This is a genomic window from Enterobacter sp. BIDMC 26 (assembly GCF_000534435.1).
Lineage (GTDB): Bacteria > Pseudomonadota > Gammaproteobacteria > Enterobacterales > Enterobacteriaceae > Enterobacter > Enterobacter ludwigii.
The window spans coordinates 1,884,831-1,898,666 of sequence record NZ_KI973182.1; the positions used below are offsets into that span (position 1 = coordinate 1,884,831).

A 13,836-nucleotide genomic window follows, 5' to 3' on the forward strand; every position below is an offset into this window, starting at 1 on the left:
AATTACTCTGGATTTCCATTGTCGTAATTCATTGTTATCTTCACAATTTTACTGTCTTTGATCTCAAAAGAGAGGACCTTTTTACCCAACTCATAGGTAATCCATTGTTCTCCGGCATCCTTTGCGACCTGACCGTCACCGTATGCTGTGTTCAAGTCCGTTCTCGTTGAACCAACATGGACACCACGCGGCGTTGCGACATCTATAGCAGTCAGCGTGATCTGCGACACGATATAATCATCAACGCTTCGTTCCGCTTTATCCCACCAGAGATTGGAACTGAAAATGTCTAACCCAGACTTTTGATGCTGGAAGAATTTATAGTTAGCTCCGTCAAAAGGAACCTCACCGGTAAAACTGCCTTCCACTGGCACGTCAATTCTGCGCGCAACGTCAGGAGTCCATCTGTCACCCAATTCGACAGGCTGGCTTTTTATCTGCACAGAAAAATCGTGATTTGTCAGAACTGGCGGTATAACTTGAGCCAATACCGCACTGCTGCACAGACAGGTAAGCATCAGAACAAAACAAAGATATGTCGGAGTCTGTTTTTTCACGTTAATCGTCATTTTCTCAATCTAAATTACGCTTCTCACCGATGTGGGAAACCGCGAGTCATGGAAGCTGTTTTCTTAGTCAGCGCTAATAACAACAGAGCTCAGACAGTCAGGTTTTTTTACGGTGAAACTGAAACTCACTTTTTGTCCATTCATATCTTTTGGTGCTGTATAACTGGTCACTTCATTCTCCGAGCGGCCTCGGGGATAATCAGTTAACGTCAGTTGTGGGTAATGCTTTTTAACGGTTTGAAGTGTGATGCACTGGCCTGATGGTGAAAAATTCAGTAAGGGAGCCATGCCATCATTTTTTTTGCTTACTCGTAAATCAATGGTAGTAATGCTCGTACCCTCCAAAAGCTTGAAATCATCAGCATGGTAGAAGTTCATATATGCATTATTTTTCATGTAGTTAAAGTGCAACGGCATGTCATTTAGACTCGTAACGGATAACGTTTTGAGTGAGGCGCTCATTTGTGAAATGAACGCCCAGAGATCCTTTTTCTCTGAATCTCCCTCAGCCATTCCCGTCGTTAATAATGCAATAAGCACTGCTACGACCTTACTCACCTTTAGTCGTAAATTTCTCCTGCACCGCCGCATCAATATCCCCTTTATGCCCGGAACCCGGCGCCGTGGTACCCGGTTGTGTGCCAGACGTATTCAGGTGCAGCTTACCGCCCGTGGTGATATAACCATCCCCTTCCACGAAGAAGTTAAACTCTTTACCGATCAGGTTAATCTTGCCGTTAGCGTTCAGCTCAATTGCGCTTTCACCGGAGACCAGCCGTAGCTTCGTACCGGAAGCAATGACATATTGCTCCACCGCCGCATCCAGCTTGCCTTTGCCCGTCAGGATCTCTGTTCCGCCTTTCACCGCCTGGATCTGATTCGCTTCCACCCGATGCAGTTCATTTTTCTTCACATAATGGCTGCGCTCGCCACCGACGCTGTGCGTTTCATCGTTCTTAATGCTGGTGTCCATGTTGCGCTCAGCCTGGATCCACAGCTGCTCTGCGCCCGCCTTGTCCTCAAAGCGCAGGGCGTTGGCATTATCCACGGAGCCATCCTTCGTGCGGCTCATAAAACCCATCTGCGTGGCTGCAGCCGGCAGCGCCCACGGCGGCATGCTTGCTTCGTTATACACCCGCCCGGTGATAATCGGACGGTCCGGGTCACCGTTGATAAAGTCCACCACCACCTCATCGCCGACCCGCGGAATTTGCACCCCGCCGTACCCCTGACCCGCCCAGGCGCTCGACACGCGCACCCAACAGGAGCTGGTGTCATCCCCCTTCGCCAGACGGTCCCAGTGGAATTTCACCTTCACGCGGCCATATTTGTCCGTCCAGATACTTTCGCCGTTTGGACCCACGACTTTTGCGGTCTGTGGCCCGTAAGTACGCGGCCACGCCGTACTCTGCGCCGGACGGTATGACACCGACGCCGGGATGACGCTGAAATCAGTGCGGTGGATGGTTTCCCCCTCGCCGCTCGCGTAGCGGTTCTCCTCGAAATGGTAACCCGCCGCCGTGACCAGATAGTCACCGTTATCACTGAAGAACGGGGCGCTGGTCAGGGTGAAGGTGTGTCCCGGTGCAATACCCGCGGCCGTGGCCGTCGCCTGAATCTGCTGGTGCTCCACCTGCCAGCGCTCCTGACGGATACGGGCGTAGAACTCCGCATGCCCGGTCTCAACAAACCGTCCCGGCCAGTCGTACACGTCGATACTGCCCGGTTTCGGTGACGCCGGGTTCTGCTGCGCCTGGAACAGCCACGCGTTCGGCTTGCGGAAGTCGTAGTCATCGAGGCTGTAAATCCCCGGGGTGACGCTGTCCTCCAGCGCCCACTGGCTGATACCCTCTTCGTCCGTACTGCCGCCTGACGGCGTCTGGTGGTAAGGAATGACCTCATAGCCACTGAACGGCTGATGCTGCGTCGCGGCGTCGGTGAGCACCAGCGTGTGCTTGTCCGCCTCGTGGCTGAAGTGATACGCAATCCCCTCCAGCTCCATCAGGCGGCTGATAAAGTCCAGGCTTGACTCCTGATACTGCACGCAGTAGTCCCACACCCGGTAGCTCCCGGTGAGCTTAACCTCCACGTTAACCTGATGTTCACCCAGCAGGGTTTTCACAATCTGCGGTACCGTCTGGCCCTGGAAGATACGCAGGTTACGGTCGCGCTTCATCGGCCACAGGTCCGGCTCCACCGTCAGCTGGTACACCGCATAGCGGGTGCCCGTCAGCTCGACGGCACTCACCGCCACGCGGGTGATTTTTCCATTGATATAGCGGGGCGTCAGCAGGCTCTGCGTCGGGATGGTCACCGTGACCGGCTGACCCAGCAGTTTGCTGCGGTCAATGCGCGCATCCGTGCCAAGCAGGGTCAGCGTCAGGGCGAACGACTCGGACATCGCCTCGCGACCCGTCAGTTTCCAGAACAGAAGCCCCTCCACCGGGAGCTGAACGGTAATTCGGTTGAGCATAATCTTTATTCCGTAATGGTTTTATGCTGGAGAAGATAATAAAAAAACGGATAAATGAAAAAAGTCATTTACTATTACATGTAACCAGACAGATGAAAAATCACCTGGGGGAAATCGTCGAGGAACCTATCATTTAATATGGAACACTTAATTAACTAATTAAAAATACATCCTACGCATGGCACCATACTTTCCCCATGCTAAAAACAAAGCATTGGTATAAAGCACACATTTCTTCCGCAGCGATGAAATTTCCCCAGCACGTCCACAGTGTTACTCCGGAGATGGATAACCCCCTCTCATTCGTCAAGCCGACTTCAGTAATGTGTGGTGGAGTCAAACCTGCTGGCTTAACACGCATGGGAAATATCACCTGGTAATGAAGTATTTCCTTGTCAGTTGAGGTGTACAGCCATTTCCAGTCATTCGCCTCAAGGTCTTCGTTACTGGTAGCGGAGGCTATGGGAAACGGATAGTTGTTCTAAGTGTTTATAATGTCTCTTCACTTAGGCCGCGGAGGCTAGCCAGATACCATAGAATATAAGAATGCATCCAAATGATGCCAGGCATTTCGCCAGCAAAAGCAATCCGGGGCTATATCTGTTTGCCAGTGATGACAAAATCGAATAATTTTGCTCCGTGTTATATCGCTGATGAAAACGCATTATAGCTTCAAATATTGTGCAAAGCATAACGACGAAAAACTTAGCCAATAACAGTGTGACAAATGAAGGCGGAATAACGATTAGTACCAACTCACCATCTTCTTTTGTCATCGAGGGGAAAATTTCCCGCAATCCGATCAACACGAAAACCAGAATAAAAGTGCCGACTAATATAAAAGATAATTTTACGAAAAAAACTACCCATTCTTTTTTGTTAAAACTATCTTTGCCATTCCAGATATAGGCAAGAGCGACCAATGAAAAAATAATAAACCCGAGAAACTTCATTGAATCCGCTGCTCCTTATTCGCTCGCCCGACTATGACAGTCACACCCCCAGTATTAACAATTGGCGCATGGCGGGTTGCGTGAGGATGATCACCGCAACCAGTTGACCGAGCTGCCTGCTGCGGTCGATGCACGCATCCGGATCGGGTCAAGGGCATGACGCAAAGCGGAGACGTGGTTGCGATAACAGTAGAAACAACGGTATCCGTTATGCAACCTTAATCATTGTGCTTACTTTAGCCAAAGACCCGAAAACATAAGGACGCTTCCGAGGGAAATTAAGCTTTTAGCAACGATAAGTAAGCCAGGCGCGACGATGCGTGATATAGACGATATTTTTTCATAATTTTCCACATTGTAGCTTTTGTGCCCCCTCAGAATCCCCGAGAAAACAGTACAGAGCAGCACAACTGTGACCTTTAAACCCCATACGCACAGAAAAGACATAGAAAAAATGATCGAATATTGTTTGGCCGTTGCGATGGAAAACAATGACAACGACTGAGAAAGCCATTTAAACGTAAAGCCAATGACAACTGTGGCTACTAATACCAGAACCAACATCATCCCCGCCAGGAGCCACTTTTTCTTGTTAAAAAAATCTTTTCCATTCCAGATAAGCGCTAGTGTCCAAATCATAAAGAAAATAAAGAAAAACCAATGCATTACAATATTTCCCATTTATCCTCTTTAATCTTTTGTCAAAAGGGCAACACACTCAGCAATAACCATTAATCCCGCCATCTGCCTGAGCGGAAATTACGGCCAGCTCAAACCCTCACTATCCAAATATGAAAACAATTACAAGAAAGTATCTTCAGAAGCCCTGTCGAACAGTTCACCTGCCATTCTGGCGATACGTTCGTGTTGTACCAGTTTGTCTTTCCACTCCTGTGGGATACCGGAATAACCATACAGCGCACCCGCGATTTGCCCCGCCGTAGCCGCAACGCTGTCAGCATCATCGGCAAGATTGGCGGCCAACAGAATAGCATCTCTGAAATTATCCGTATTCCATACGGACCACATCGCGGCCTCAAGCGTATCGATGACATAACCACTTGAACGAATCTGATCGCGAGTTTTTTGCTTATATTCACCCGCGTTGATAATCATTACACGTGGCTGAAGCGGCATGACGTGTGGAGCAAAAACAAAATCTTTATTGCTGCCATTAATCATATGTACAAGTAAATAACTTAAATACTGTGTGCTATTTATTGCTTCCGCGGCACCGTGCGTGGCGATGCTCTGTTTTTTAGCCTCATAAAACGCTTTGCTTAATGACTTTCTAAAAAAAATTGAGACAGGCGCTTGTCTGATAATAGAAGCATTACCTGCAGTTTCTGGCGAAGTATTACCGCTCCACCCAGGACCAACAGTTAAATATTGTTCTAAAGCAAAGCGAGTTGTATTACCTATATCAAAATAGATGCCATTTGAACTGTTATAACCATGCTGATACCATTCCAGAAGCTTATTCCTGAAGCATATAGTATCAGCATCACCCTTCTCAAGAAGCGTTTCCGCAAGACATAATGCCATGGATGTGTCATCCGTCCATTCGCCTGCGCGAAGTCGAAATGGCCCACCTCCTGTCATATCTTTGACGTATGCTCTGTCACGCGGTAAAAATTCGAGCGTCGTCCCTACAGCATCTCCAACAGCGAGGCCAATAAGGGCACCAATCGCGCGATCCCTTGATTCCGCTAGTGAGAGACTACACGATGGTGTTAAATACCATTGTTTTTGTGCATCGCAATCAAAAGATGATTCTAATAGTTTATCATTATATTTATACTGCATTTTCTGCTGGACTGAAAGACTACTAACAGGTAAGTACTTACGATATCTATCTACATATTTTAACAATACATTCAAATTAGCATGTAAATTAATCACCATCCACCCATAATAAAATATATTTAACATCAACCTTAAAATTCATCAGGATATTTCATTTTAAGATTTTGTTGTTTTATTCTATAATTGGCATCAACCTCATGCGGGAGCCTAACCTTTAATCCTCGGCGAATTTGATCAACAATAAACCAGGCATCCGACAGCCTTTCAAAAAACAACTCATCCGAATTATCAAACTCCTTCGATGCATACATACCGAACGTCATCTTCCATAATTTCGCCTTATCCTTTTCCTTGCCTTCGATGAGGTCCCGCAGAAATAATAATTGTTGTACTGCAGAGTCGTACATTTGCAAAAGCGGGGATTGGGGATTACTTTTTCTAACTTCAGCATATCTCTTTTGAGATAAACTTAATGCTTTTTCAACATAATCCAAGACTGTTATTTCATTCATTGTATTGAGTTAAATTATTAGAGTGAGAGCGCGCCTATTATTCCCGACCACTTCTGCCTGATAAAATCAGTCACCACATTTTATTAAAGGAAGATAATAAAATTAAGAGGGGAAATTAAAAAATCACTTTCTTTATTAATGAGTGACTATCATCAAATATGGTCCATTTGATATTTCGACATATTTCAACACTGAAAAAGTAAGTTGTTTCGTCTCTCATCCAACTTCGCATCAACACAACATTTTCTATTCAACTTAATGGCACGCTATAATAGCCGCGCCATATGATTTATACAATTACTAGAAATTATCCTCAAGTGCTCTATCGAATAGTTCACCTGCCATTGTGGCGATACGTTCGTGTTGCTCGAGTTTATTTTTCCAATCCTGGGGAATACCGGAATCACCATATAATGCTCCAGCTATTTGCCCCACCGTCGCCGCAACGCTGTCAGCTTCATCGGCAAGGTTGGCGGCCAGCAGAATTCAAAAAAACTGCCTATCACTTACGATATCTTTTTTGTCTTTTCAAATATTCCACATCTTGTTCATGAGGAAGAATGATCTTCAATCCTTTCCCCATCTGCGAAGCTATATAATTAGCATTAGATAAATGCTCAGCAAGTTCGGCATCTGTTGTATCAAATTCTTTAGATGCAAGTACTCCAAGATTCAATGAATGTAATTTACTTTTATCTTTTTCAGCGCCAACCAAAACAGATTTAATATAATCCAACTGGCACTTCACCATAATATACAGTGAAAAATCAGGTTTTGTTTCCAATCGTTTATTGATTATATCAATGGCATCATTGATATAATTCAGCTCGTTATAATTTTCTTTATTCATGAGCACTCTTAGACATATTTTTATCTTAATAAATTCTGTACCCCCTACCTTTTGGCTGGTAGGGATATTTTTAACTAGCCAAATACCAGGCACGGGAAGCAATATTACCGAACTACTCTACTTTTTTTGCATAATTCAGTATATTTTCTATGCTGGCAAAGTGAGTTGTTTTCCTCACATGTAACTTCACATTAACCCAACATTTTCTCTCCAACTGAATGGCACGCTACAATAGCCGTGCCATATGAATTATTCAATTATAAAAAATTATCCTCAGGAGCTCTATCAAACAGTTCACCTGCCATTTTGGCGATACGCTCGTGTTGTACAAGTTTGTTTTTCCACTCCGACGGAATACCAGAATAACCATATAATGCTCCCGCTATTTGTCCTGCCGTCGCCGCAACGCTGTCAGCATCATCGGCAAGATTGGCGGCCAACAGAATAGCATCTCTGAAATTATCCGTATTCCATACGGACCACATCGCGGCCTCAAGCGTATCTATTACATAACCACTTGAACGAATCTGATCGCGAGTTTTTTGCTTATACTCACCCGCATTTATGATCATTACACGCGCGCATAGTGGGAAAACATGAGGGGAAAAAGCTTCTTCTTTTTTATAACCGTTAATTAAATAGTGCAATACCAATCCGAGAAATTGGCATGCATTAATTGACTCTACCGCACCATGAGTTGCGCGACTCTGAGCCTGGGATTCGAAGTAAATCGCGCGCAGCGATTTTCGACGAAAGATAGACACCGGAGCTTGACGAATAACCCCAGCATTACCAGCAGTGTGTTTCTCGGTATTACCATACCAGGAAGGCCCGATACGCAAATACTGTTCAAGCGCAAATCGCGTCGTATTGCCAATATCGAAACACCGACCATTACTGCTATTATCACCGTTAAGATACCATTTAACGAGATATTTTCTAAGTATATCGGTATGCATTCTGTTTTCTGAAAGATAAGTTTCCGCCAGACATAATGCCATGGACGTATCATCCGTCCATTCACCGGGTTTTAAATGAAAAGGTCCGCCACCAATCATATCCGCTACATGTTCACTGTCTCTTTTCTTAAACTCAAGAGTAGTGCCGACTGCGTCCCCAACAGCCAAACCGACCAGCGCCCCAAGTGCTTTATCACGTGAAATATCTTCAGTCGTAATTAAAGGTAATGTTTCATCCCAGGCTTGTGAAGAACTCAAACCATCAATACCGTCATTTTTTATTGCCTTACGGACATTAATTGGCATGTATGTACGATAGCGATCGGCATAATGATTGATTACAGAGTCTTCAGTATGAAGGTCGATCATGGTATTTCCCTTAATTCTATATTTGTTATCCCAAGTTCATCTGACCTGCTGATAACCTCAAACGATGTATTAGGCTTAAATAGCACTTCAGTCTCTGTTGCATTGAATTCTGAAAGGAAGTCAATTTTCCGGCCGGAAAAACCTTCAATACGCATTTGGATAGGACCGCTGAAGCCTTGATTAACATCAGTACTAACAAAGGCTGGATCGATAACTGTTTTGCCCGGAGTATATCCATCCAAGATGTGTGAAGGTAAGCTGTTCATCCCGCGGTATGTCTCTCCACTAAAAGCAGGAAGCTGGTCCAGGCCATCATTTATATGTTGAGTAAATGCTTCCATTTCTTTAGTCATTGGTTTCATACCTCGTAATGCTGGGTTTACCATTTGGTAGCCAGGATCGGTAGTATAACCATACAATGCGCCTACTTGCTCATCACTGAGTAAAGCAGACAAAGCAGGATCACGATTATCTGCCAATTCTCTGCCACGAGTAATCCATTTTTCAGCTCGTTGTTTCCCTACGGCTTCGCTTAAGCTCATCCTCGGCGAAGCTGGGGCTGTAATGGGTTCCGCACTAACGCGCGGCATTGATTTACCAGCTCGCCACGCATCAAACCGCGCCCCGCCTTTCATGCCAGCCCCGCCGCCGATAATCGAGCCGATCAGCATCCCCCATTTCTGACCGTCGCTACCTTCGCCAAACAACATCCCACCTGCGTAGCTACCAACCGTTCCACCACCCATCGCCCCGAGGGTACTCAGAAATGCGATAGCAGGACTGGCGAGCACCGCCATGGCTCCGGCACCAACGGCGAGCATCGTCCAGTTCACCCATTCCGGGATTTCAGGACTTATTTCATCGGTCTGGACCTTGCTTCCGCCGATAATAACATTACGCGCTCCCTGACTAATCTCAGCGCTGCATGTCAATTTATCGCCTGTGCGAGAGGCGGGGAAGTTGTTGATGTAAACTTTTATCGAACCTTCCGCGACCCGTTGCAGGCTGCCGCTGTGCTCATCACACTCTCCGGCTGATAGATGTGCGCGGATCGCCTTTCGGCTGTTGATAAAGACATTGGGTGAACCTTCTTTCAGCGTACCTGTCGTGTGACGCGGTGCCCATGACATACTGCCGAGGAGTTCACCCAACCCACCCGCAGCACATGCCCCAGCCGCAACGGCAGAAACAGCAACCAGCGCGGTCCCTCCGGTGACGACAACGGCAGCAGCGCCCAGAATTGCCCCACCCACCAATCCTGCGATCATCCAGCCTTTTGAGGCTGTATGAGCAATCTCATCATCTACGCGTGCGGCCAGACATTCTGACATAACTATTCGGCTCGCTGTGCCATCAGATACCCACGTATCCGATCGGGTGTATTAAGTTGGTCAGAACCAGAGACCTGGCGGCATACGGAAAGTTGTGAAAGCAAGTGATGTGATTTGTCTGAGGAAGTCGTCCAGAGCGCATAACGAAGGGGTTGGCTGTCCGGAACGGGTGCAATACTGAGTGGTTTACCTTTTTTTTCATAAAGCAAATATTGACCCTCTTTCGCCCGCTGAAGCGAAAGATGTCCATAAAGTTCCTGAATGTTTTCAAAGACACGGAGAACTTTACTCTCACTATCAAGCGCAAAAAAAGGCCCCTGGCTGTCGGCAGCGAGCATTTCTTTGGGATCCGTTTGAGCAGGTTTGTGAAACTTAATACTACGGATAATTTCCTGGTATTGATTATGATAATAATCGCTAAATTCGCCCGGGCATGTGCCGATGTAACACACCATCTTTTGCCCACCAGGATGGTCAGCGAGTAAAATCACCGTCTGCTTCTGAAAAATGACCGAGTTATCATTTTTAAACTGATAAAAAAGCTCTACCGCCGGATGACCATCAACAGAAGTCATCTGAGAGGATTCTAGACGAAAGTCGGGCACTGTAATTTCCAGTTCATGCGCCAGTCGGGTAGCCGCATCATGGACTTTATCTTCGTTTTTTGCCGTCGCACGAGAAACAACAAAAGTAAACTCGCTAGCTCCGTTATCACTCATGGTGAATAAATTCATGGTTCTGTCTTTAAATACATCGGGTAAGGCGAGTGTTGCTTCCTGAAGAATATAATCAGCCATTCGGGTTACTCTTACTTGTTGCCATTAATAACAAAAAAACTATCCACTTCCTGTTGGATTTCACCCTGAAGGGATGCACCAGGCGGATCGATGACATTTCGTCCGTCATCAGGGTTCAAATGCAATTCGCCGGAAAGCGTATTAATTTGTGCGTTCTGTTTTGCAGTAAAGTTAAAGTTATTACCAATGATATGGACGCTACCGTCTTTTGATAGCTCGATGGCGCTTTCACCACATTCCAGTCTCAGCGTATTACCTGCGGAAAGTATAAAATTATTAACGACCTTATCGTTTCGACTGTTCCCCGTCAGGCATACCACATCGCCTTTAATCCCTGATTTCTGGTTTTTCGCTACCCGTAAGGTTTCATCTTCACCAACAAACTGGGTTCGATTTTTTTCAGTAGAATGTGTTTCGTCGTTTTTGACGTTAATATCCAGATTGCGCTCGGCCTGGATCCACACCTGCTCTGCACCCGCCTTGTCCTCAAAGCGCAGGGCATTGGCATTATCCACGGAGCCATCCTTCGTGCGGCTCATAAAACCCATCTGCGTGGCCGCCGCCGGCAGCGCCCACGGCGGCATGCTCGCCTCGTTGTACACGCGACCAGTAATAATCGGACGGTCCGGATCGCCGTTGATAAAGTCCACCACCACCTCATCGCCGACCCGCGGAATTTGCACCCCGCCGTACCCCTGACCCGCCCAGGCGCTCGACACACGCACCCAGCAGGAGCTGGTGTCATCCCCCTTCGCCAGACGGTCCCAGTGGAATTTCACCTTCACGCGGCCATATTTGTCCGTCCAGATACTCTCCCCATTTGGCCCCACAACTTTTGCCGTCTGCGGGCCGTAGGTGCGCGGCCACGCCGTGCTCTGCGCCGGACGGTATGACACCGACGCCGGGATGACCGCGAAATCAGTGCGGTGAAGGGTTTCCCCCTCGCCGCTCGCGTAGCGGTTCTCCTCGAAATGGTAACCCGCCGCCGTGACCAGATAGTCACCGTTATCACTGAAGAACGGGGCGTTAGTCAGGGTGAAGGTGTGTCCCGGTGCAATACCCGCGGCCGTGGCCGTCGCCTGAATCTGCTGGTGCTCCACCTGCCAGCGCTCCTGACGAATACGGGCGTAGAACTCCGCATGCCCGGTCTCAACAAACCGTCCCGGCCAGTCGTACACGTCGATGCTGCCCGGCTTCGGTGACGCCGGGTTCTGCTGGGCCTGGAACAGCCACGCGTTCGGCTTGCGGAAGTCATAATCATCGAGGCTGTAAATCCCCGGCGTCACGCTGTCCTCCAGCGCCCACTGGCTGATGCCTTCTTCATCCGTACTGCCGCCTGACGGCGTCTGGTGGTAAGGAATGACCTCATAGCCGCTGAACGGCTGATGCTGCGTGGCGGCGTCGGTGAGCACCAGCGTGTGCTTGTCCGCCTCGTGGCTGAAGTGATACGCAATCCCCTCCAGCTCCATCAGGCGGCTGATAAAGTCCAGGCTTGACTCCTGATACTGCACGCAGTAGTCCCACACCCGGTAGCTCCCGGTGAGCTTAACCTCCACGTTAACCTGATGTTCACCCAGCAGGGTTTTCACAATCTGCGGTACCGTCTGGCCCTGGAAGATACGCAGGTTACGGTCGCGCTTCATCGGCCACAGGTCCGGCTCCACCGTCAGCTGGTACACCGCATAGCGGGTGCCCGTCAGCTCGACGGCACTCACCGCCACGCGGGTGATTTTTCCATTGATATAGCGGGGCGTCAGCAGGCTCTGCGTCGGGATGGTCACCGTGACCGGCTGACCCAGCAGTTTGCTGCGGTCAATGCGCGCATCCGTGCCAAGCAGGGTCAGCGTCAGGGCGAACGACTCGGACATCGCCTCGCGACCCGTCAGTTTCCAGAACAGAAGCCCCTCCACCGGGAGCTGAACGGTAATTCGGTTGAGCATAACTTTATTCCATATGGCTTATGCGATGCAAAGACTCACGGCACTAAATGTGTCATGGTAATACTATGCAGTGTCAGATTGGTTATTTAGCGCGAACTGTTTTGATTATATATATGAGAGAGCCAATCTTTAATATTTCCGATAATATAAATAAAGCAATATTAATGGAAATAACGCTCAATCCTAAACCAGCGATCGCCATAGGGAAAAGTGTCACTGAGCAACTGAAGATGATAACGCGCAGCACTTCTTGTATAAGAGCAAAACCGACCGCATATCGATGTTTCGTGAAAAAAAACCAGGCAGAAAAAAGCAAGGAAACTGGCATGAGGAGATAAACAAGATAAAAAGCACCTGTCACTATTCCGTTTACGCCACCTGCTATCAGCATAAAGATAATTACACCCGGATTTCCTCCGGTGGAAACCCACCATGACTCAAGTAAATGGTATGGACCAATCGAATAAAACACAATCCCGATGACATCCATAACACCCCAGAAATAGAAAATTTTATTTTTCGCGGTCATGTTCGCCCTAACCTTTACTTGACTGGTGCTGGCGGCCATTTACCACCATGTTGAATAAGCGTCTCTTTGATTTCAGTTAGTTTTTTATATTCTTCACTGCCTTCTTCTGTTCTGTTCAGATAACGTTGAAGTTGATTACCCATCGTCCAGCCATTGATAGTCTTAATTTCAGGGTCAGTACCGCGTTTCAGCAAAAGGAGCACGTGATCGTAAGCGTGGTAATCCAGCGCGGCTACTAACAATGTACTACCCAGTGAGTCGGTAATATTAATATCCGCTCCGCCGTCAAGCATCGCCTTGAGTGTCTCGGTATTTTTCGCTTCGATACTTTCGAATATTATAGGCTCACCAAACGTTTTGTCTTTTGCATCTGGAGATAATCCGCCGTCCAGCATCGCCTTTATCCACACGTCGCTGTCCGCTTTTAATACTAATTCTGCAGGCGAACTTTTTCCCTGCGGCCTCGGCTGCAGCGGATCTGCGCCAGCCTTAATCAGAGTAGTGATAATTTTTAAATGTTCAGGCGTTTTTTTATCGTTAAGTGAATTCATCACCGCCCAAAACAACAGGGTCATGTCCTCTTTACCAGGTTTGTTTAAATCAGTTTTCGAAGCTAACTTTTTCACCTCATCGCCGTCACCATTCTCAATTGCGCGCGCTAATGTGAGCTGGTCACCATTAAAGTAATTATCTGGTTGTAAATCCATATTTTGCTTGCACCCCTGAACCATAAACATTAAACAAAGCG

Annotated in this window: 14 protein-coding genes and 1 pseudogene; all 15 read right to left on the bottom strand. The window is 47.4% G+C overall.

Annotation, left to right across the window (positions count from 1 at the left end):
- Positions 1-2 precede the first annotated feature (2 nt).
- The 15 genes and pseudogenes from L462_RS14420 to L462_RS14365 all read right to left on the bottom strand — a co-directional run bounded on the left by L462_RS14420 (position 3) and on the right by L462_RS14365 (position 13,825).
- Complete coding sequence (locus L462_RS14420; RefSeq protein ID WP_254067921.1) at positions 3-557, bottom strand: hypothetical protein; 555 nt, start codon at positions 555-557, stop codon at positions 3-5.
- A 75-nt stretch (positions 558-632) separates the two neighbouring features.
- Positions 633-1,109: a hypothetical protein gene (locus L462_RS14415; RefSeq protein WP_254067922.1), complete on the bottom strand. Its 477-nt coding sequence runs from the start codon at positions 1,107-1,109 to the stop codon at positions 633-635.
- A gap of 10 nt (positions 1,110-1,119) precedes the next feature.
- The gene (locus tag L462_RS14410) at positions 1,120-3,042 is read right to left on the bottom strand and encodes a type VI secretion system Vgr family protein (RefSeq protein WP_032678385.1); all 1,923 of its coding nucleotides are present in this window, start codon (positions 3,040-3,042) and stop codon (positions 1,120-1,122) included.
- Between the two features lie 506 nt (positions 3,043-3,548).
- Entirely contained in the window at positions 3,549-3,995 is a 447-nt protein-coding gene (locus L462_RS14405) for a hypothetical protein (protein WP_032678386.1), read from the bottom strand.
- Between the two features lie 231 nt (positions 3,996-4,226).
- Complete coding sequence (locus L462_RS14400) at positions 4,227-4,676, bottom strand: hypothetical protein (RefSeq protein WP_050595745.1); 450 nt, start codon at positions 4,674-4,676, stop codon at positions 4,227-4,229.
- Between the two features lie 120 nt (positions 4,677-4,796).
- Positions 4,797-5,900, bottom strand: a complete 1,104-nt coding sequence (tri1, locus tag L462_RS0123530; protein ID WP_082209509.1) for an ADP-ribosylarginine hydrolase Tri1 — start codon at positions 5,898-5,900, stop codon at positions 4,797-4,799.
- Positions 5,901-5,932: 32 nt separating this feature from the next.
- Complete coding sequence (locus tag L462_RS0123535) at positions 5,933-6,313, bottom strand: immunity protein Tsi6 family protein (RefSeq protein WP_032678387.1); 381 nt, start codon at positions 6,311-6,313, stop codon at positions 5,933-5,935.
- Positions 6,314-6,613: 300 nt separating this feature from the next.
- Positions 6,614-6,799, bottom strand: a pseudogene (locus tag L462_RS24895) (ADP-ribosylglycohydrolase family protein); the annotation flags it as partial.
- Between the two features lie 16 nt (positions 6,800-6,815).
- Entirely contained in the window at positions 6,816-7,163 is a 348-nt protein-coding gene (locus L462_RS14395; protein WP_032678388.1) for an immunity protein Tsi6 family protein, read from the bottom strand.
- Between the two features lie 257 nt (positions 7,164-7,420).
- On the bottom strand, positions 7,421-8,491 hold the full coding sequence (gene tri1 / locus L462_RS14390; protein WP_032678389.1) for an ADP-ribosylarginine hydrolase Tri1: 1,071 nt from the start codon (positions 8,489-8,491) through the stop codon (positions 7,421-7,423).
- Positions 8,488-9,822 carry a PAAR domain-containing protein gene (locus L462_RS14385; RefSeq protein ID WP_032678390.1) on the bottom strand — a complete coding sequence of 445 codons (1,335 nt, stop codon included), beginning with the start codon at positions 9,820-9,822 and terminating at the stop codon, positions 8,488-8,490. Before L462_RS14385 ends, tri1 (L462_RS14390) begins: the two co-directional genes overlap by 4 nt.
- A gap of 2 nt (positions 9,823-9,824) precedes the next feature.
- Positions 9,825-10,619 carry a DcrB-related protein gene (locus L462_RS14380; protein ID WP_032678391.1) on the bottom strand — a complete coding sequence of 265 codons (795 nt, stop codon included), beginning with the start codon at positions 10,617-10,619 and terminating at the stop codon, positions 9,825-9,827.
- Positions 10,620-10,630: 11 nt separating this feature from the next.
- Positions 10,631-12,559 carry a type VI secretion system Vgr family protein gene (locus L462_RS14375; RefSeq protein WP_032678392.1) on the bottom strand — a complete coding sequence of 643 codons (1,929 nt, stop codon included), beginning with the start codon at positions 12,557-12,559 and terminating at the stop codon, positions 10,631-10,633.
- Positions 12,560-12,641: 82 nt separating this feature from the next.
- Positions 12,642-13,127, bottom strand: a complete 486-nt coding sequence (locus tag L462_RS14370) for a hypothetical protein (RefSeq protein ID WP_224212625.1) — start codon at positions 13,125-13,127, stop codon at positions 12,642-12,644.
- Entirely contained in the window at positions 13,103-13,825 is a 723-nt protein-coding gene (locus tag L462_RS14365; protein ID WP_198922454.1) for an ankyrin repeat domain-containing protein, read from the bottom strand. The genes L462_RS14370 and L462_RS14365 overlap by 25 nt, the downstream gene beginning before the upstream one ends.
- Positions 13,826-13,836 lie beyond the last annotated feature (11 nt).

Excerpts from the sequence above, each read along its gene's own strand:
- L462_RS14380 (WP_032678391.1), bottom strand. The coding sequence starts at position 10,619 with ATGGCTGATTATATTCTTCAGGAAGCAACACTCGCCTTACCCGATGTA.
- tri1 (WP_082209509.1), bottom strand. The coding sequence starts at position 5,900 with ATGGTGATTAATTTACATGCTAATTTGAATGTATTGTTAAAATATGTA.
- L462_RS14400 (WP_050595745.1), bottom strand. The coding sequence starts at position 4,676 with ATGGGAAATATTGTAATGCATTGGTTTTTCTTTATTTTCTTTATGATT.
- L462_RS0123535 (WP_032678387.1), bottom strand. The coding sequence starts at position 6,313 with ATGAATGAAATAACAGTCTTGGATTATGTTGAAAAAGCATTAAGTTTA.
- L462_RS14365 (WP_198922454.1), bottom strand. The coding sequence starts at position 13,825 with ATGTTTATGGTTCAGGGGTGCAAGCAAAATATGGATTTACAACCAGAT.
- L462_RS14375 (WP_032678392.1), bottom strand. The coding sequence starts at position 12,559 with ATGCTCAACCGAATTACCGTTCAGCTCCCGGTGGAGGGGCTTCTGTTC.
- L462_RS14405 (WP_032678386.1), bottom strand. The coding sequence starts at position 3,995 with ATGAAGTTTCTCGGGTTTATTATTTTTTCATTGGTCGCTCTTGCCTAT.
- L462_RS14395 (WP_032678388.1), bottom strand. The coding sequence starts at position 7,163 with ATGAATAAAGAAAATTATAACGAGCTGAATTATATCAATGATGCCATT.
- tri1 (WP_032678389.1), bottom strand. The coding sequence starts at position 8,491 with ATGATCGACCTTCATACTGAAGACTCTGTAATCAATCATTATGCCGAT.
- L462_RS14410 (WP_032678385.1), bottom strand. The coding sequence starts at position 3,042 with ATGCTCAACCGAATTACCGTTCAGCTCCCGGTGGAGGGGCTTCTGTTC.
- L462_RS14385 (WP_032678390.1), bottom strand. The coding sequence starts at position 9,822 with ATGTCAGAATGTCTGGCCGCACGCGTAGATGATGAGATTGCTCATACA.
- L462_RS14370 (WP_224212625.1), bottom strand. The coding sequence starts at position 13,127 with ATGGCCGCCAGCACCAGTCAAGTAAAGGTTAGGGCGAACATGACCGCG.